We start from the raw sequence: 17,442 nt of genomic DNA on the forward strand, positions 1-17,442 counted from the left end.
GGTTTCCCGCATGGAAGAAGCACACAACCCACAGGATGCGTTCGCGTTCGAATTCGACGACACCGGTGCGGTTTCGGCGGTCCACCTCGCCGATGACTGGTCCACGTTCGTCCCTCTCGAGGAATTCGGATTCGCCCTGCTGATGGCGTATGCCGAGCAGCATGCTGAGGCCGCGGCGGGTAACGTCGCCGGATTTGACACCATGCGCCCGGGAATTCGGTATCCCACGCAGTTGCGCGACGACGTGATCGATCTGTCCCGGGATGTGTCGTCATTGCTGAAGGCACTCGGTTCGTGGTCCCCAACCCAGGGGGACCCCGTCGACGTGGGTGACCGGCACCGCCACATCACCATCCAGTCGCTGGGTGGGATGCCCAACGACATCAAGATCAATGAGTCGTGGCTGCGGACCGCCGATGCAGTCAGGATCGAGAGTGACATCGTGGAGGCCTTCCGTGCGATGTCAGACGAGGCACCCAAGGATGAAGTTCTGGGGCAGTTGGCGGGGCTGCGGGAGCGGCTCGCCGATGTCGTCCAGCGCCGCAACGACCACAGCAGAGGACAGGAATCATGAGCTTTGAAGAACTTGTCACCCGACTCGATTGGTTCGTCGAGGAGAAGGGAAATCTTGAGGACGCCGAAACCGCTGTTCGTGGCGTCCAATCTGACGTCAATGCCATCTCGTTCAACCTTGCGGCCAACAGCAACCTGTCCGCGGTGAAGGCGGCCTACGACGACGCCAGAGCCGCCATTCTGGACGAAATGGACGTCTCGCTGGACGCGGGTGGCGACCTCCTGTACTCCCTGTCCGGGGCCATTGCTCAGACGGGCCGCAACTACCTCGAAATGGAATCCGCCAACACGGAGTACGCAACCACTATTTCCATCCTCATCGCGAATTCAGGACTGTGAGAACATGAGCAGCACCGCCGAAGAGATCCAGACGAAGATCGACGAGATCTACAGCAATCTCACCGAGGCCAACGGAAAGATCAATGACGCCCTCCAGGGGGCGGTGGACAAGATTTTCGGCCAATGGTGGATCCCGGGATGGCTGAAGGATCGCGCGGAGGAGAAGGCGCAGGAGGCCTGGGCCAAGTACCAGACGATCCCTCCGAAGCTGGACCCGGCCACCGAATGGATCCTCCGGGAAATCAATGACTACAACGCAGTCAAGGCCACCGGTCCGCAGTACTGCGGCGTGGACTTCTCCGTGGCGGCAGCCGCCGTGGGGCAGGGTGCGTTGGGTCCGCGCGGGGACGACTGGGACTCGGGCAACACCCAGAACTACCGCAACGCCGTGCAGTCCCTCCCCACGAAACTGCAGAACCTGCAGGACGCCGTCGAGGACATCTGCGAGATTCTCTCCGACCTCACGGGTGACTACGAGAGCTACTTCCTTGGGGTACTGGTGGCCGTCATCAGCCTCGCGCTGGCCATTGCAGGTCTCGTGGCGGCCATCGTCGGACTCGTCCTGGCCATTCCGTCGGGCGGAGGAGGCCTTGTGGTCTCCATCATCGGGCTCGTCGTCGCTGTGCTCGCCGCCGTCGTTGCCGTCATCGCTTTCGCCACCCTCACCGACATCGACGCCAGCCGGGCCACGGCTGCACAGCGGCTCGACGCTGCGGCCACCTCGGTGCGCAACTCCCCATGGCCCGTAAAGCCAGCCCTGGACAGCGGCGATTGGCGCTGACTCGACGACGGGATGCGGCTGAAAGCACGTAGCGGGCGTCGGTTGCCGTGTCCTGGCCCATGAGACGAAGGGCGTCGCCGCGTCAGTCGTTCTTCTTCGTGAGGGCCGACTCCTTGTGCGCCGCCCCTGCGCCGGATTTGTCGGACAGGACGATCCACATGGGCTCGTCCTCGCTGGCCGTGAACTTCTGTTTGTCGAACTGGAAGTCCTTGGTGCGCTTCTCCTTCACCACCCCGTGGGTCCTGCCCTGGGACGTGTTCCAGGACACGTGGTCGCCGATCGTCAATGCCATGGTTGCTCTCCTTCGGGGTGGCAGCATCGGTGGACGCGATGATCAGTCGTCATCGGGTCAGGGTCGCCGTCGGACGTCGCATCACCAGGTGGAGACGCCGCGACCCATGCCGTGGTAGTTCCAGCCGGCGTCGTGCCAGCGGTGCGGGTCCAGCACGTTGCGGCCATCGATGATCGTGGGCGTGGCCACCAGCGACAGCAGGGCCGCCGGGTCCAGCTCCACGTATTCCTTCCACGGCGTCAGAACCATCACCACGTCGGCGCCAGTGACGGCCTCGGTGACGGTGTCCGCCACGTCGAGGTCGGGGCGGCGGCGGCGCAGCTCGGCGCCCGCGGCTGGATCCACCACCACAACGTGCGCGCCGCGCCCCAGCAACTGGTCGGCGATGTCGAGGGCGGGGGAGTCCCGCAGGTCGTCGGTGTCCGGCTTGAAGGTGATGCCCAGCACCGCGATGTTCCTCCCCTCCAGGGATCCGCCAACGGCGCTCTCGGCGAGCTGGACCGCGTGGTGTCGGCGCCGCAGGTTGATGGCATCCACCTCGCGGAGGAACGTCAGCGCCTCATCCACACCCAACTCCTGGGCTCGCGCCATGAAGGCGCGGATGTCCTTGGGCAGGCAGCCGCCACCGAACCCGATGCCTGCCTGCAGGAACTTGGCGCCGATCCGGTCGTCATAGCCGATGGCCTCGGCGAGCCGGGTGACGTCGCCGCCGGTGGCGTCGCACAGCTCCGCCATGGAGTTGATGAAGGAGATCTTGGTGGCCAGGAACGAGTTGGCGGCCACCTTCACGAGTTCCGCGGTGGCGTAGTTCGCCACGACCACGGGGGTACCGGCGGCCACCTGGGGGGCGTAGCACTCGTCCAGGAGCTTCCGGGCAGCCGTGCCGGCGGGGATGTCGACGGGTAGCCCGTACACGATCCGGTCGGGGTGAAGGGTGTCGTCGACGGCGTAGCCCTCGCGCAGGAACTCGGGGTTCCACGCGAGGATCAGGTTGTTGCCGTCCGCGGCGATGCGCTCCGCCAAGGCCTGTGCAGTCCCGACGGGGACCGTCGACTTGCCCACCACCACGGCAGGGCGGTCCGCGGGGCGATCCTCGGCGTGGGCCAGGACCGTGTCCAGGGCGGCGGAGACGTAGCGCATGTCGGCCCCCAGCTGCCCCTCCAGTTGGGGTGTCCCAACGGCGATGAAGTGCAGGTCCGCATCGGCGATGAGCGTCGCGTCGGTGGTGAACCGGAGCCGCCCCGCCGCCACGTTGCGGGACAGCATCTCGGGCAGTCCGGGTTCGTGGAACGGGGCCACCCCCGCAGCCAGGGAGGCGACCCGCAGGTCATCAACGTCGAGGCCGACCACGTCGTGCCCGATGTCGGCCATGCAGACGGCATGGACGGCACCGAGGTAGCCGCAACCGATCACTGAAATGCGCATGGCCCTCAGGTTAGCGGGAGCCCCTTGGCTCTGCCCGGGTAACGGAGGTCACGGCTCGACGGTGGCCGGGTCGGGGCCGATGCGGTTGCCTGCGCTGATTCCGTCGATGGCTTCCATCTGCTCGGAGTTCAGCGTCACGTTCAGCGCCTCGAAGTTGGCACGGATGCGCTCAGGGTTCGTGGACTTGGGGATGGTCACGAAACCGCGGCCGAGGTGCCAGCGAATGATCACCTGGGCGGGCGTGGCGCCGGTGGCCTCCGCGATGCGCAGGATCTCGGGGTGCTCCAGATCGGAGGCCTGACCCAGCGGGCTCCAGCTCTCGATGACGACGCCGAGGTCCGAGCAGTGATTCAGGAGGTCGTCGGGCTGGAAGGTGGGGTGCAGTTCGATCTGGTTGACCGACGGCGTGATGCCCGTCTCGTCGAGGATGGTGTCCAGGTGCTCCGGCAGGAAGTTGGACACCCCGATGCTGCGGGTGAGGCCCTCGGAGCGGAAGTCGATCATCTGCTCCCACGTCTCCACGTAGGTACCCGCCGCCGGGCAGGGCCAGTGGATCAGGTACAGGTCAACGTGGTCCAGGCCCAGCTTCTCGAGGCTGCGGGTGATGCCCTCACGGGCGTTGTCCCTGCCCTGTGCCTTGTTCCACAGCTTGGTGGTGACGAAGATCTCGTCGCGGGCGAGGCCGGACTCGGCGATGGCGCGTCCCACCCCCACCTCGTTGCGGTAGATGGCTGCGGTGTCCACGTGACGGTAGCCGGCCTCGAACGCGGCCAGGGTGGCGCGGTGCGCCTCGTCGTCGTCCATCTGGAACACGCCCAGACCGAGCTGCGGGATCTGCGTGCCGTCGTTGAGCTTCTTCAGCGGTGCGCTGGTCATGTCGCCTCCAAGGTGTTGGTTGTCGGTCCCCATTCAACACGCTCCGGACAAGTGCGTGCCCATGGTCCCCATTGGGCCGCGCCCAGCACGCATGGAAGAATGACGATCATGCAATCCTTGCCAGCCCTGCTGGATGCCCGTGTCCGCGACGTTGTCGGAATAGACCCCGAGATGCGGCCGGCCACCAAGCCGCAGTTCGGGCACTTCCAGTCCAACGTGGCGTTGCGTCTCGCGAAGCAGGAAGGCCGTCCCCCCCGCGAGGTGGCGGCCGGGATCATCGAGCAGCTGGACGTGGCGGACCTGTGCGAGCCGCTGGAGATCGCCGGCCCCGGGTTCATCAATTTCCGGATGCGCGCCGACGTCCTGGCGGCCGCGGCCAGCGCCATCCTGGAGGACCCCCACGGCGGGCTGAACGTCACCTCGTACCCGCAGCGTGTGGTCATCGATTACTCGGCGCCCAACGTGGCCAAGCAGATGCATGTTGGCCACCTGCGCTCCACCATCATCGGGGACTGCTTCAACAGGGTGCTGCGCGCGCTGGGACACACGGTGATCGCCCAGAACCACATCGGCGACTGGGGACGCCAGTTCGGCATGCTCGTCGAGCAGATCCTCGTCGAGGACCTCGACCCCAGCACCCTCGACCTGGCCTCGGCGGAGGCGCTGTACCAGCGCGCCAACGCCCACCTGAAGGAGGACGAGGAGTTCGCCACCCGCTCCCGCGACCGTGTGGTCAAGCTGCAGGCCGGCGACGAGCTGACCCGTCGCATCTGGCAGCAGCTCATCGACGTGTCACTGGCGGGCTTCAACGCCACCTACGCCCGCATGAACGTGCTCCTCACCGACGACGACCTGGCGGGCGAGTCCACCTACAACGACGACCTGGCGGCCGTGTGCGAGGACCTCGAGTCCCGCGGCATCGCCGTCGTCGACGACGGCGCACTCGTGGCGTTCGTCCCCGGCTTCAACGCTCCCGCCATCATTCGCAACCAGCGGGGCGGTTACGGCTATGCCACCACCGACCTGGCGGCCATCCGTCACCGTGTCGGCGACCTGGCCGCGGACCGCATCATCTACGTTGTCGGCGCACCGCAGACGCTCCACTTCGCGCAGGTGTTCGCCGTGGCGCGGGCCGCCGGCTACCTGCCCGACGATGTCGCGGCGCAGCACGTCGGGTTCGGGCAGGTGCTCGGCGCCGACGGCAAGAAGTTCTCCACGCGGGAAGGCACCGCCGTGTCCCTCGACGTGCTGCTCGACGAGGCCGAGGCGGAGGCCGCCCCCAACATCGCGCTGGCCGCCATCAAGTACGCGGACCTCTCCAGCAGCCTGCAGAAGGACTACACCTTCGACGCGTCCCGGATGGTGCAGACCACCGGTGACACCGGCCCGTACCTCCAGTACGCCCACGCCCGGATGTGCCAGATCCTGCGCAGGGCCGAGGCCGAACACATCGGGTTCGGTGCCGTCGCGGTCCTGGCGGACCCCGCCGAGCAACAGCTCGCACTACTGCTGAGCCGGTTCGGCGAGGTGGTCGACGACGTGGCCGACACCCTGGCCCCCCACAAGCTGTGCGGGTACCTCTACGACGTCGCGGGCGCGCTCGCCACGTTCTACGAGGCCTGCCCCGTGCTGAAGTCCGACGGCGAGGTCCGCTCCTCGCGCCTCGCGCTGTGCGCGGCCACGAAGTCCGTGATCAGCAGGGGCCTGCACCTGCTGGGGATCGACGCCCCCGACCGCATGTGACGCTCGCTTGAGTGCGGCGCAACGGGGCGTTCGTTCTGTGTGGGCCGCTCGTGAGGTGCGGGAAGTCCTTCGATACGCCCGGCGACTTCGTCGCGGGGCTACTCAGGAAACGACTGAGGCGGGCCTCAGACGGCGGGGTCGGTGGCTTCCGGGTTGACTGTGGTGTCCAGCATGTCCGGGTGCTCGATGGCGTCGCGGGCCGCGAGGGCCGCGCCGACGATGCCAGCCTTGTTGCGCATCACCGCGGGGACGATGGGGGTGCGTAGTTTCAGGAGATGCATGAACTGGTCCGCGTCCTTGGAGACGCCGCCACCCACCACGAACAGGTCGGGGGAGAACAGCATCTCTACGTGGCTGTAGTAGCGCTGCAGACGCACGGCCCACTCAGCGTAGGACAGGCCTTCCTTGTCCTTGATCGACGACGCCGCCCGCGTTTCCGCATCGTGCCCGTCGAGCTCCAGATGGCCGAGTTCCGCGTTCGGGATGAGGACGCCGCGGTGGATGATGGCGGAACCGATGCCGGTGCCGAGTGTGGTGAGGATGACGAGTCCGGGGTGACCTTTCGCGGCGCCGAAGTGGACCTCCGCAAGGCCGGCTGCGTCGGCGTCGTTGACGAGGGTGAAGCTGCGGCCCAGCGCATCCTGCAGGAACTTCTCGGCGTGGATACCGGTCCACGACTTGTGCAGGTTCGCGATGAACGGCACCACACCATGCACCACGGGCGCCGGGATGGTGAGGCCGATGGGGGCGTCGCCAATGTCGTCGGAGAAGTGTTCGATGATCTGGGCCATGACGCGGGCCACGTTCTTCGGGGTGGACTTCTCCGGCGTGGGGATACGGAGGCGGTCGGCGGTGAACTCACCGGTTTCCAGGTCCACGGGCGCGCCCTTGATGCCGGATCCGCCCACGTCAATGCCCAGAATGATGCTCATGGACGCACAGCGTAGCGGCATGAGTGTGGGGTGTCGGGGTGGAGGGTCCGAAAGTCAGGGACGGCTGATGAACTCATCGGCTGCCGGGGCGGGCAGGGCTGCCAGGTAGCCGGGTTCGGCGGTGTCGTTGCGGGCGGCGCACGCGCGTTCACGCTGCGCATCGAAGAAGCCGCGGGCGTCGGAGGCGTCCAGGTGGTACAGGCTCAGCGAGACGGGCCCGTCGGTGGTGTGGAGGGCGACGGTGGCCAGGTTGAGCTTGCGCTGCCACGGTCCCTGGGAGATTCCCAACGACTGCATGCGGCGGTGAGGCACCAGCGTGATGGTGTGGTCGAGCCAGCCGTGGTGGGCGACCACCGTCTGGTCGTCAGCACCCCACAGGTGGCGCTTGAACCCCAGCGGTGTCAGCCAGCGGGCGCGGGAGGGTTGACCGTGGAGTGGGATGGCGTCGAGGTTGATGCCGGGCCAGAAGGCGCCCAGCACGCGGGTGACGTCGTCGCGGGTGCCGTACGGCAGCACTGTACCGCTGGTCTGTGCGCCCCCTTCGCCGCCGTGGAGGCCCAGCACGGTCACGCGGACGCGGTACAGGCCTGTGAGACGTTGCAGGTAGTCCTGATGGATGGAGACGGCCTGGATCCGGTCGGCACGCAGGCTCTGCGACTGGGTGGTGAACAGCCCCCGTGTCATGTGGAGGCCGTCGGGGACCTTGTCCAGGTGGAAGTTCCAGTTGCTGACGATCTGGGCCCAGAGGTAGCCGCCGACGCCGAAGACCACGGCACCCAGGCCGGCGATGGTGAAGCCTTCACCCAGCCAGAGCATGCCGACGAGGAACGCCAACGCGCCCAGCAGCCACGGCAGGAATGAGGAGATCAGTACACCCTTGACCAGTGTGACGGGGGACACCCTGACGACGGTGTGCGGTGGAACGGCGGGAGGTGCGGTTACGACGGCGGTGCCGTCATCATCCGTGGTGGCTGCGGTGGTGAGTCCACGCATGCGGGCCAGAAGTTGGTCGCGCAGCACCTCGGCGCGCTGTTTCGCCAGGAACTCGAGCTTCTTGCCGCCCGCGCCTCCGACGTCGATGGTGACGCTGGAGAGCCCCAGCAGGCGCGCCGGCAGTGAGCGTTCAATGTCGACGGACTGGATCTTGGCGTAGGAGATCCGGCTGGAGTCGCGGGAGAGGAAGTCCCGCTCGATGCGGAACTCCTCGTCGTCGGCGATGAAGGTGGTGGTGCGCCATTCGATGATGCCCCACACCAGGTTGAAGAGCACCACGGCCAGCACGAGCCCGAGGATGATCCACATGAACGGGCCCATCTCCTTGATGGACTCGAACCCACGCTCGGCGATGTCGCGGCCGAACACCAGGATGAGGCCGAACACGGCGATCCAGCTGCGGGCGATGCCTGTCAGTGGGTGGGGGTGTTCGATCTCCTTGCGGAGCAGGACCACGGGCTCGGGGACGGTTGCCACGGCCTGGGTGTAGGCCGTCGCTTCGGGTGTCGCACGCATGGGGGGTGTGCCTGTGGGGGGAGGTGGGGCTCCACGGCGCACCACGATCCTGCGGGGAGGATCGGTGGGGGTTTGGCTCATCAGATACCGGCCTGCAGCAGTTCGCCGCGCTCGATGAGCCGGTCGCGCAGGTTGACGGCGTCGGTGCGCGCAAGCCCGGGGATCATGATGGTGCCCGACGTCGACGACGTCACCAGTTCCACGCTGGCCAGCCCGAACTGGCGCTCAATGGGACCCGAGGACACGTTCACGAGTTGCATCCGCCCGTACGGGACGCACGTCAGTTCCCGCCACAGCAGGCCGCGGGTCAGGTAGACGTCGTCGTCAGTCTCCGCGTAACCCCAGCGGCGAAACACGCGCGGCGCGCGCAGGAACCGCCACGCCCACAGCACCAGGAAGGCAACCAGCGGCGCCCACCACCACGACATGTCCAGCAGCACCAACGGCACCACGACTGCGGCGCCCAGGAATGGCCAGGTGATGGCAATCATGAGGTATTTCAGCTTCAGGTACGACGGCGACAGCCGGTGCCAGGTTGCTGCGGGCGGGCGGAACAGATCGTCCATGGTGTCCTTTTCCATCAACGCACGAAGCGTTCGTATTTGCCTGGCCGGCCGCCGGGGCCGAGCACGGTGACCTGGCCCATGACCATGGTCCCGTGGAGTTCCACCGTGACGGAGGCGGGCCCCACTGGCACGTTCTTTGCCTTGTAGTCGCCCATGATGTTGCTGATCGAGTTCACGACGCGGATGCCTTCGGGCACCCGGATACGGACGTCGCCCATGAGGTTGCTGATGTTGATGTGGACGGTCTCGGCGGCGAAGGTGGCGTTCACGAGATCAAGTTTGAGAGTGCCCAGGATCACCATGAGGCTCGTCTCCTGGGGGATGTGCAGGGGAGCACCCGGGTTCAGCGTCGTCATCACGGTGGTGGAGTTGTGCAGCACAGTACCGGTGGCGGGTGTCCCGCTGAAACGGCGTTCTGGGACGTGTGCGCTCAGAGGTGCGGGTGTGGGCGCCTCCGACGGGGCGACCAGGTCCGTGGTGATGGCGTCGAGCTCCGCAAACGTGCGGGCCGCGTAGGTGTGGTTGAGGCGTTCGTCGTGTTCCTCGAACGTGATGCGGCCCTCACTGAAGGCACGGCCCAGGACGTCGGCGACGAGTTCGCGGTCGCCGTCGGAGCATCGGAGGTGACCGATGCCGCCGGGATGATCCTGAGCGCTCACCCTGCCAGTGTAAGGGGGGAGCGCCACACGGCCTCACCCCGGAGCCGGTGTGCGCGAGGGCGGGGGTGTCGGCTAAGCTGGCGTCGGCCTCAGGGCCACGCGGGCGTAGCTCAATGGTAGAGCGTCAGCTTCCCAAGCTGAACACGCGGGTTCGATTCCCGTCGCCCGCTCGACGGTGGGGCCCCGGTCAGACCGTTGTGGTCGGCTCCGCACCGAAACGTGGGGCCATGCGGGTGTAGCTCAGTGGTAGAGCGTCAGCCTTTCCGGGCTGAAGATGTTGGTTCGATTCCTTCCGCCCGCTCCAATCGCCGCGAGACATCACCGGGCGGCGTCATCCCCCATCCGTGGATCACGATCGTGGCAACCTCATCCGGTGTGTCCGCGACCGCGAGGGCCCCGGCGGCCAGGAGTTCGTCCCGGTCCGCGACCCCGGTCGTCACGCCCAGCGGACGCATCCCGGCGGCGATGGCCATGGTCATGTCGCTGGTGGCATCGCCCACGTACCAGGTGTCCCCGGCCTCGACGCCCAACTCCTCCAGCGCCAGCAGCCCTGAATCGGGTGCGGGTTTTCCGTGCAGTACCCGCTCGGTACCCACGAGCACATCGACGAGGTGGCGAAGGCCGATGATCTCCAGCAGATGCTCGGCACCCGGCGTGGTCTTGGCCGTGACGACGCCGATGGAGTGTCCGGCGGCGCGTAGCCGCACCAGCATCTCCGGCACGCCGGGCAGGAGCAGGGCCGCGCCGACGGCCTCGATGGCGGGCACGTAGGCGGTGCGGTAGGCGGCAACCATGGCGGTGACGCTGTCGTGGCCGATGTCCTGGCCCGTCAGGTCGGCCAGCGCGACGTCGAGAGGCCGCCCGATGGTGGCGCGGATCGCGTGGCGTTCCGCCTCGTGCCCGGCGCCGGTGATGGCCAGGTGCATGGTGTCCTCGATGACCGAGACGCTGTCTGCCAGCGTCCCATCGAGGTCGAAGACGGTGGCGCGGCGGGGGAGGGAGATGTGGGGGGTCACCACACCAGCGTAGGCCCCGGAGAAGGGGTGTCGTCAGCGCAGGGGTCTGCGGCGCAGGCACGGCGTGAACGGGGAGGCCCGGGCATGGCCTAGGGTTTGTCCGTGTCCAGCGAACCGGCTGCAACAACGCCACGGCAACGGGGGCGCGCCACCATGCCCTGGGTCGTGACCATCACGCTGCTGGTGTGCGCGCTGGCCGCCATCGCTCTCACCGGTGGTTTCGGCAGGAACGCCGCAGCCTTCGTCGGCAGCGAGTACGACACGGATGCCACGATCTCGACGCGCCTGTGGGACGTCTCGGTGGAGGGTGCGGAGATGTCGCACGAGGACGGCACCGTGCGGGTCCACATCGTCGCCACGAACAAGCAGCTTGACAGTGCACGGGACCTCACCACCAACATGCTGGTGGTGATTCTTCCGGATGACACCGCGATGTGGCGGAGTTCCTGCTTCCCCGTGGACCGGTCCTCCTTCGGGCCTGAGGTTCCCACACGGGCGGTGTGCGAGTTCGACTACGAGCGCAACGACGTGCCCGCCCCCGCCGTGGCGGAGACCATGGACGTCCGGGTGGTGGTCTGCGACCAGACGATGACGGACGCGCTCATCCACGTCCCCACGCCGGAAGCCGGCGAGCCCGTCGGGTGGGTCGGGGTGACGGCCACGGCCGTGGTGGACCAACCATGAACCGGCGTGTGGCTGGTGTCGTCGCCGTGGTGGTGAGCCTTGTCGTGGTGGGGGTTGTGCGCTCCGCGATCCCGCCCTACCTGCCCACCCAGTCCCACGTCTCCCCCGATGAGCAGTCCGTCGTGGATCTGGAGGTGGGCGCCATCCAGTTGCTGGAGGTCCGTGCGGCCACCCGACTGCAGGGCGACGGGTCCTTCCCCGATGGCCTCGGCACCGACGCCACCTTCGTGACGGCGCGGGTGCGCATCACGCCCCACGGGGGGACGCTGCGGGTGGTGAGCGACATCCAGAGCGCTGACGGCCGGAGCTACGAAGCCCTTGACGTGGCAGGCCTTCCGTCCCCCGCCGTCGTGTACGTGGGGCAGCGCGTCACACAGACGCTCATCTTCGAGGTGCCCGCGGACAGGCTTGCGGGCGCACACCTCGTGATCCGCGGCGCCGGTGACGACGGCGTGCAGGCCATCCAGCCGGTGGCCTGGTTTCCCGTCGAGGTGGACGTGGAGTCGGGAAGCCTGACCATCGACGAGACGATCGTGGAGCCCGCAGCGTGATGTCGCGCGGCAGGTGGGGTCCCTGGCTGGGGTTCGCATGCGTCGTGGTGGCGTGCCTGGTGTTCTCGGTGGGTGCCGGTGCGTGGATCGTCCGCACCACGGAACCCACGCAGCTGGGAAGTGGCGTGGTGGGAAGCTGGGCCGAGCTCTCTGACCAGGGCTTCCGCGTCCGGCTCGACGACGTGGAGATGGCGACGGCCTTTCCCAGTTCGTATGACCCGACGGATGACGTGATGGCCCCCGAGGGGTTCCAGTTCCTGCGGGTGCGCCTGACCGTGGAGTCGCTTGTCCCTGCGGAGGGGGTCCTCGGCTGCCTGGTCCAACTCCGCAACCGTGACGGTGAGCAGATCGGCAACAAGGACTACGGCATCGACGGGCCGGCTGCGTCGGACTGCAATGCGCTTGCGGCCACCAACAAGGCAGGGGGGCCCATTGGGGAGGGCGACCGGTTCGAGTCCCAGTCAGTGTTCATCGTGGTGCCTGAGGACCTCGACTCGTTCACGCTCGACATCGTGCCCCTCTTCGTCGAGGATGACGTCCTCTGGAGCTTCGAACTCGGCTGAGCTGGCCCCGATGGTGTCGGCCAGGCCGCGGTCGAACGTCGCCGCGTACAGACACAGCGCCAGGGACGTGAAGACCGTCTCGACGACGAAATCGATGGCGTTGAACGCCAGGAACATGTCCGACTGGGTCCCGGCGGCGAACGTGACGGACAGCAGTGCCGCCGACGCGGAGCGTCCTGCCGCCAACAGCGCGGCGAGCATGAGGAAGGCGCCGAGGAGGAACGGCCCGGAGCGCCAGATGAGGCGGAAGGCGTGGCCCAGCGGCAGGTACTTCATCCGCACATCCTCGGTGAGGAACTGCACGGCCCGGCTGAACGAGGTGGGCTGCGGTGCCGCCCCGGGCAGGGGACGCCTCCTGCGCGACCTCAGCCGCTCAGGAACCAGGTCACGAACACGGAACTCGCGCCACCCGAAGACGATGGCCACCAGCGCCAGCCATACGAGCGGCAGCGCGATGCCCAGCCACACTCCCGGCACGAACACCTCCACCAACCAGTGGCTGAACCGGGCCACGGCTTCGGGGAGCGTGAGGTTGAAGGGCAGGGACATCTCGGGCAGCCATTCGAGGAACCGGTGCCGGGCGTGCTGGCCCTGGCGCCAGATGTTGACGCCCAGCAGCCAGATCCTCACCTCGCGGAGCGCGATGAGGACGATGAAGAAGGTGGCGAACACCCACAGGCCCTCCAGGAACAGCAGCGGCACCCGCCACCAGGCGGATGTTCGATCCCGGACCAACCGGCCCCAGAGCGTGCGCAGGAGCAGTGCGGCCACACCGACGGCGAGATAGGTGGGCAGCCACTCCGCCGATACGCCGATCGACCATTCATCGTTCCCGAACCGGCGAAACACTGTGTTCCACAGGAATCCCTCCCTGATCATCTCGTCGACGACGCCCCACACGGCGTAGACGCCGAGGACGGGTCCCACCGTCAGCAGGGCCACCTCCAGCGGACGCTCCGTTCGCGTCACCGTCGTCGGGAGGGAGGGGTTCGGGGCCTCGGAGCCCGCACGCAACCCCCGTGTGGTCGGCAACCCGGGTTCCAGGCTGAGGATGGCGAGAATGACGGAGACCACCCTGGCCGTCACGCCGAGGACGAAGACGATGATGGCAAGCGGTCCCCACGCGGCCCCCATCATCGCGGAGGCCATGTTGGAGGCGGTCTGCAGCAGCCATCCGAGCGCCAGCCATGTTCCCACCTGCGGAAGGAAACGCGCCCACAGCCGCCACATCTCATGGACGAGGACGTCAAACTCCCGGATCAGCAGCACGCGCGCATCGTAACGCGGCCGGGGATCCCGGGTGCGCCTCAGCGAGGTCCGTGCGGCGCACCACGACCATCTGGAGGGCGAAAATGACAGTCACAACGGGCTCACCGTCACCCGAGGGGCAACGACAACGGGGCGGGTACCCGGGGCGTGTGCACCGGATACCCGCCCCGTCAGGGAGTCAGCGGGAGCGTCGGAAGTTGCGGGAGAAATCCGCGGCCGACGTGGACCCGGCGCTCGAGGCGCCGACGTTCGAGCGACCCGACCCGCCCGTGCGGCCGGAACCGCCGGAACCGCTGGGGCGCCCCCCGCCAGCAGTCGAGGAGGAGGAACCATTGCGTGCACCGGAGCCACCGCGCGAGCGGTTGCGGCCACCGGAGTTGCCACCGCCCCCGGAGGAGGTGCGGCGGGGACCCTGCTCCTGCTTCGGCTGCACACCGGACTTCTCCGCGGCCTCGGCCGGGGTGAGGAAGATGCGCTCGCCGGGAGCAAGCGAAGCCAGGATGTCGGCACCGGTGGTGGCTGCCGTGGAGGTGGCGTTGATCTTGGCCTGGCGCAGCAGCGTACGAACCTCGTTGCGCTGCGTCGGCAGTTCCAGCGTGACGACGGTGCCGGCGTTGCCCGCACGGGCGGTGCGGCCGGAGCGGTGCAGGTACGCCTTGTGCTCGGTGGGCGGGTCGGCGTGCACCACGAGGGAGACGTCGTCGACGTGGATGCCGCGGGCGGCGATGTCGGTGGCCACGAGAGTGGAGACCTTGCCGGAGTGGAAGGCGTCCATGTTGCGGGTGCGGGCGTTCTGGCTCAGGTTGCCGTGCAGGTCCACCGTCGGGATGCCGAGTCCGATGAGCTGCTTCGCCAGCTTCTTCGCGCCGTGCTTGGTGCGGGTGAAGATGATGGTGTGGCCCGGCGCGGCGGCCAGGTCGGCCAGCACAGCGGTGCGGGACTCGGTGTCGACGCGGAGCACGTGGTGGTCCATCTCGCCGACCGGGGACAGCTCGGAGTCGGCCTCGTGAACCACGGGGGAGTGCAGGAACTGCTTGACGAGCGTGTTCACGCCCGCATCCAGCGTGGCGGAGAACAGCATGCGCTGCCCATCGGGTGCGGTGGCCTGCAGGATGCGGCGCACATTGGGCAGGAACCCCATATCGGCCATGTGGTCGGCCTCGTCGATGACGGTGATCCGCACCTGGGAGAGGTCCACGAGGTTCTGGCCCATGAGGTCCAGCAGCCGGCCGGGGCAGGCGATGACCACGTCGACGCCGGTGGCGATCGCACGGGCCTGGGGGTTCTGGTTGACGCCACCGAAGACGACGGTGCTGGTGAGGCCGGCGACCTTCTCCAGCGGTACCAGCGACTCGTGGAGCTGGAGTGCCAGCTCACGGGTGGGGGCCAGGACCAGAGCGCGGGGCTTCCTGGGCTGGCGGCGGCCGGAGGCGCGGAGCTGCTGCACGAGCGGCAGCAGGAACGCGAACGACTTGCCGGAGCCGGTGCGGCCACGGCCGAGGACGTCGCGTCCGGCCAGGGAGTCGGGGAGTGTCGCCGCCTGGATGGGCGTCGGGATGGTGATGCCGCGTGCGTTGAGGGCAGCGACAAGGTCAGCGGACACGCCGAGGCGTGCGAAATCTGAAGACAAGAAAGATAACCAATCGGGAGTGAGTCTCACCGGTGCAAAAGCTCTGTTGAAGCATCTACGGCGTCCAAGCAACAAGTGCTGCGCCAAGCGGCCCGAGGTAAGACTGGGCGGACCGACGAAGAGAACTCTACCACCGCGTGTGGCTTCGGCAGGAATCGTCGCCGCCGTGGGCCCGCATCCCGGGGGTGGGTTCGACCGTTGGTGGGGCAGATGATCCCCCGTGTGGCCAATACTGGTGGTGCACGGCGACCTCCCGCCGTCCCGGAGGGAGGACACCATGTTCCGCGGTATGGCCACCATCAGTTTCTACGCCGACGACGTGCCCGCCGCCCGCGACTGGTACGCCCAGCTGCTGGGGAAGCAGGCGTACTACGCGTACCCGCCCGAGTCCGCCACCCCCGCCTACGTGGAGTTCCGCGTGGGCGACGACGAGGACGAGCTTGGCATCATCGATCGACGCTACGCCCCTGGCGGCGCCTCCAACCCACCCGGCGGCGCCGTCGTGTTCTGGCACGTCGACAACCTCGATGCTGTTCTCGGCACGCTCCTGGACATGGGTGCCACGCAGTACGAGGCCCGGACGGAGCGTGAGGCCGGTTTTGTCACAGCATCGGTGACCGACCCGTTCGGCAACGTGCTGGGCATCATGTACAACCCGCACCACGCGGAGGTCATCGCGGCCAGGCAGCGCGCCTGACCGCGACGAGCGTTCCAATCAGCAGTTCATCGCTGCGGGCTTCACGGGGGTGGTGGCGCCCTGGTTGCGGCACACGGAGATCCCCTTGGCGGCCAGCCCGGATTTCATGGCGCGCAGTGCAGACCCGCTGAACCCGTTCCACTGCATGTGCATCAGCACGGAGTTGCCGGCCTTGGCGTTGGCCACGACGTAGTTCACGACCTCCGACTGTGACTTGCCCTTCCAGTCGTTGGTGTCGACGTTCCAGATCCAGATTTTCATGCCGACGGCGTCGTAGGCCTTCTTGACGGTGGAGTTCCACGCACCGTAGGGAGGACGGCCGTAGGTGGTGACAACGCCCGGCGCACCCAACTGCTTCACCACGCCCGCGTAGCTGAGGGTGGTGAGGTCCGGGTGGCTGATGCTGTGGTTGAAGACGTAGTGGCCGTGCTCCCGGGCGAAGGACGTGTCGATCTTGCCGGCGCGGATGCAGTCACCCGTCGGTAGGACGGCCAGGGCGATGCCCGCCTCCTCCGCGGCCAACACGGTGGTCTTGAAGGCGCTCAGGGACTTGGGGCAGTCGTCGAAGGTCAGCGTGACCCTGTTCGTGCTGTTGGGCCCCTTGCTGATGTTGTAGTTGGCAGGTGCCGGGGGCTGCGACGGCGAGGGCGGCCCTGGAGGTGTGGTGTTCTTCGGCCGCCACTTCACGAGCTCCGCAAGGTCGGTGCGCAGGGCCCCGAACTGCACGATGTTGTTGAAGACCAGGGTGCGTTCGCTCTGGTAGCGGTATCCCGAGCCGGACTTGTGGGCCGCGACGACGTCGGTCCACAGGTAGGCCCTGCAGCCGTTGCCCGTGCGGGGCGTGTAGCACTCGGTCTCCCACGTGCGTCCGCTGAGCCGGTGTTCGCCCGGCGAGGCCAACGGATTTCCCACCCACAGGCTGGGCGGGGAGCTGAGGTACGTGAGGTTGTTGAACGTCCACCACGTGCGGTTGTAGTAGCTTCCGCCCGAGCGGATGACCGTCGTGGCCCAGATCTCCGTGCGGCACCGCACGGTCTGGGAGTACGGCTCGCACCACGTCCGCCACTGTCGGCCGTTGACGGTGTGCTCGCCGGGTGTGGTGTAGACGTCGACCTCGGCGGAGGCGACAGGTGCGCTCAGGCCGCTCGTCACGAGCGCGATGGCAAGAAAGAGTGTGGACAGGACGACGCGGATTCTTCGCATGATGTGGCCCCCGGGTGGCTGCTGCTCGACCGTCGAGCGGAGCGCCATGGGCGAGACATTAGTCCGTGGCACCACCCCATGGGTGGGAAGTGGCCATCCGGACGACACGGGAGCTGCAGGGGGCGCCAACCCGT

General features: G+C 67.6%; 19 protein-coding genes and 2 tRNA genes. 10 read left to right on the forward strand and 11 right to left on the reverse strand.

The window, feature by feature from the left end; genetic code table 11:
- Window positions 1-10: 10 nt before the first annotated feature.
- From EAX62_RS04260 to EAX62_RS04270, 3 genes are read left to right on the forward strand one after another with little or no spacing between them, the layout of a single operon-like run.
- On the forward strand, window positions 11-574 hold the full coding sequence (locus EAX62_RS04260) for a hypothetical protein (RefSeq protein ID WP_121900378.1): 564 nt from the start codon (window positions 11-13) through the stop codon (window positions 572-574).
- On the forward strand, window positions 571-912 hold the full coding sequence (locus EAX62_RS04265) for a hypothetical protein (protein WP_121900379.1): 342 nt from the start codon (window positions 571-573) through the stop codon (window positions 910-912). Before EAX62_RS04260 ends, EAX62_RS04265 begins: the two co-directional genes overlap by 4 nt.
- Before the next feature lie 4 nt (window positions 913-916).
- Window positions 917-1,693, forward strand: coding sequence for a hypothetical protein (locus EAX62_RS04270; protein WP_121900380.1), 777 nt, complete (start codon window positions 917-919; stop codon window positions 1,691-1,693).
- 82 nt (window positions 1,694-1,775) lie between these two features.
- Here the strand turns inward: EAX62_RS04270 and EAX62_RS04275 are convergent, their stop codons facing one another.
- From EAX62_RS04275 to EAX62_RS04285, 3 genes are all read right to left on the reverse strand, one after another.
- Window positions 1,776-1,985 (reverse strand): hypervirulence associated TUDOR domain-containing protein, encoded by a 210-nt coding sequence (locus EAX62_RS04275; RefSeq protein ID WP_121900381.1) that lies wholly within the window; start codon window positions 1,983-1,985, stop codon window positions 1,776-1,778.
- 81 nt (window positions 1,986-2,066) lie between these two features.
- Window positions 2,067-3,410, reverse strand: a complete 1,344-nt coding sequence (locus EAX62_RS04280; protein ID WP_121900382.1) for a UDP-glucose dehydrogenase family protein — start codon at window positions 3,408-3,410, stop codon at window positions 2,067-2,069.
- Between the two features lie 48 nt (window positions 3,411-3,458).
- Window positions 3,459-4,286 carry an aldo/keto reductase gene (locus EAX62_RS04285; RefSeq protein WP_121900383.1) on the reverse strand — a complete coding sequence of 276 codons (828 nt, stop codon included), beginning with the start codon at window positions 4,284-4,286 and terminating at the stop codon, window positions 3,459-3,461.
- A gap of 108 nt (window positions 4,287-4,394) precedes the next feature.
- Between EAX62_RS04285 and argS the strand changes: the two genes are divergently transcribed.
- Complete coding sequence (argS, locus tag EAX62_RS04290; protein ID WP_121901010.1) at window positions 4,395-6,029, forward strand: arginine--tRNA ligase; 1,635 nt, start codon at window positions 4,395-4,397, stop codon at window positions 6,027-6,029.
- Between the two features lie 125 nt (window positions 6,030-6,154).
- Here argS and ppgK read toward each other — a convergent pair whose 3' ends face one another.
- The 4 genes from ppgK to EAX62_RS04310 all read right to left on the reverse strand — a co-directional run bounded on the left by ppgK (window position 6,155) and on the right by EAX62_RS04310 (window position 9,695).
- Window positions 6,155-6,982 (reverse strand): polyphosphate--glucose phosphotransferase, encoded by an 828-nt coding sequence (gene ppgK, locus EAX62_RS04295; protein ID WP_233557797.1) that lies wholly within the window; start codon window positions 6,980-6,982, stop codon window positions 6,155-6,157.
- A gap of 33 nt (window positions 6,983-7,015) precedes the next feature.
- A complete protein-coding gene (locus tag EAX62_RS04300) occupies window positions 7,016-8,470 on the reverse strand; it encodes a PH domain-containing protein (protein ID WP_121900384.1) in 1,455 nt (484 codons plus the stop codon).
- An 80-nt stretch (window positions 8,471-8,550) separates the two neighbouring features.
- Window positions 8,551-9,036, reverse strand: coding sequence for a PH domain-containing protein (locus EAX62_RS04305; RefSeq protein WP_121900385.1), 486 nt, complete (start codon window positions 9,034-9,036; stop codon window positions 8,551-8,553).
- A gap of 14 nt (window positions 9,037-9,050) precedes the next feature.
- Window positions 9,051-9,695, reverse strand: a complete 645-nt coding sequence (locus EAX62_RS04310; RefSeq protein WP_158600517.1) for a DUF1707 SHOCT-like domain-containing protein — start codon at window positions 9,693-9,695, stop codon at window positions 9,051-9,053.
- Window positions 9,696-9,794: 99 nt separating this feature from the next.
- Here EAX62_RS04310 and EAX62_RS04315 point away from each other — a divergent pair.
- A tRNA-Gly gene (locus EAX62_RS04315) sits at window positions 9,795-9,865 on the forward strand.
- Between the two features lie 59 nt (window positions 9,866-9,924).
- Window positions 9,925-9,999: transfer RNA gene (locus EAX62_RS04320), tRNA-Glu, on the forward strand.
- On the opposite strand, the gene EAX62_RS17475 is transcribed toward EAX62_RS04320, so the two are convergent.
- Window positions 9,950-10,621, reverse strand: a complete 672-nt coding sequence (locus EAX62_RS17475) for an HAD family hydrolase (RefSeq protein WP_407703307.1) — start codon at window positions 10,619-10,621, stop codon at window positions 9,950-9,952. The two genes, EAX62_RS04320 and EAX62_RS17475, sit on opposite strands and share 50 nt — an antisense overlap.
- Before the next feature lie 192 nt (window positions 10,622-10,813).
- Between EAX62_RS17475 and EAX62_RS04330 the strand changes: the two genes are divergently transcribed.
- The 3 genes from EAX62_RS04330 to EAX62_RS04340 are packed head-to-tail and all read left to right on the forward strand — an operon-like array spanning window position 10,814 to window position 12,509.
- Window positions 10,814-11,395: a hypothetical protein gene (locus EAX62_RS04330; protein WP_147454004.1), complete on the forward strand. Its 582-nt coding sequence runs from the start codon at window positions 10,814-10,816 to the stop codon at window positions 11,393-11,395.
- Window positions 11,392-11,946: a hypothetical protein gene (locus EAX62_RS04335; RefSeq protein ID WP_121900388.1), complete on the forward strand. Its 555-nt coding sequence runs from the start codon at window positions 11,392-11,394 to the stop codon at window positions 11,944-11,946. The genes EAX62_RS04330 and EAX62_RS04335 overlap by 4 nt, the downstream gene beginning before the upstream one ends.
- The gene (locus EAX62_RS04340; protein WP_121900389.1) at window positions 11,946-12,509 is read left to right on the forward strand and encodes a hypothetical protein; all 564 of its coding nucleotides are present in this window, start codon (window positions 11,946-11,948) and stop codon (window positions 12,507-12,509) included. Before EAX62_RS04335 ends, EAX62_RS04340 begins: the two co-directional genes overlap by 1 nt.
- Here EAX62_RS04340 and EAX62_RS04345 read toward each other — a convergent pair.
- Window positions 12,408-13,778, reverse strand: a complete 1,371-nt coding sequence (locus EAX62_RS04345) for a hypothetical protein (RefSeq protein ID WP_121900390.1) — start codon at window positions 13,776-13,778, stop codon at window positions 12,408-12,410. The genes EAX62_RS04340 and EAX62_RS04345 overlap by 102 nt on opposite strands.
- Window positions 13,779-13,956: 178 nt before the next feature.
- Entirely contained in the window at window positions 13,957-15,408 is a 1,452-nt protein-coding gene (locus tag EAX62_RS04350; protein WP_233557799.1) for a DEAD/DEAH box helicase, read from the reverse strand.
- Between the two features lie 220 nt (window positions 15,409-15,628).
- Here EAX62_RS04350 and EAX62_RS04355 point away from each other — a divergent pair, with 220 nt between their 5' ends.
- Window positions 15,629-16,105 (forward strand): VOC family protein, encoded by a 477-nt coding sequence (locus tag EAX62_RS04355; protein WP_233557800.1) that lies wholly within the window; start codon window positions 15,629-15,631, stop codon window positions 16,103-16,105.
- Window positions 16,106-16,123: 18 nt separating this feature from the next.
- Here the strand turns inward: EAX62_RS04355 and EAX62_RS04360 are convergent, their stop codons facing one another.
- Window positions 16,124-17,356 (reverse strand): polysaccharide deacetylase family protein, encoded by a 1,233-nt coding sequence (locus EAX62_RS04360; protein ID WP_121900393.1) that lies wholly within the window; start codon window positions 17,354-17,356, stop codon window positions 16,124-16,126.
- Between the last annotated feature and the right edge of the window lie 86 nt (window positions 17,357-17,442).

The sequence above is a fragment of the Tessaracoccus antarcticus genome, from assembly GCF_003688855.1.
Taxonomy (GTDB): domain Bacteria; phylum Actinomycetota; class Actinomycetes; order Propionibacteriales; family Propionibacteriaceae; genus Arachnia; species Arachnia antarctica.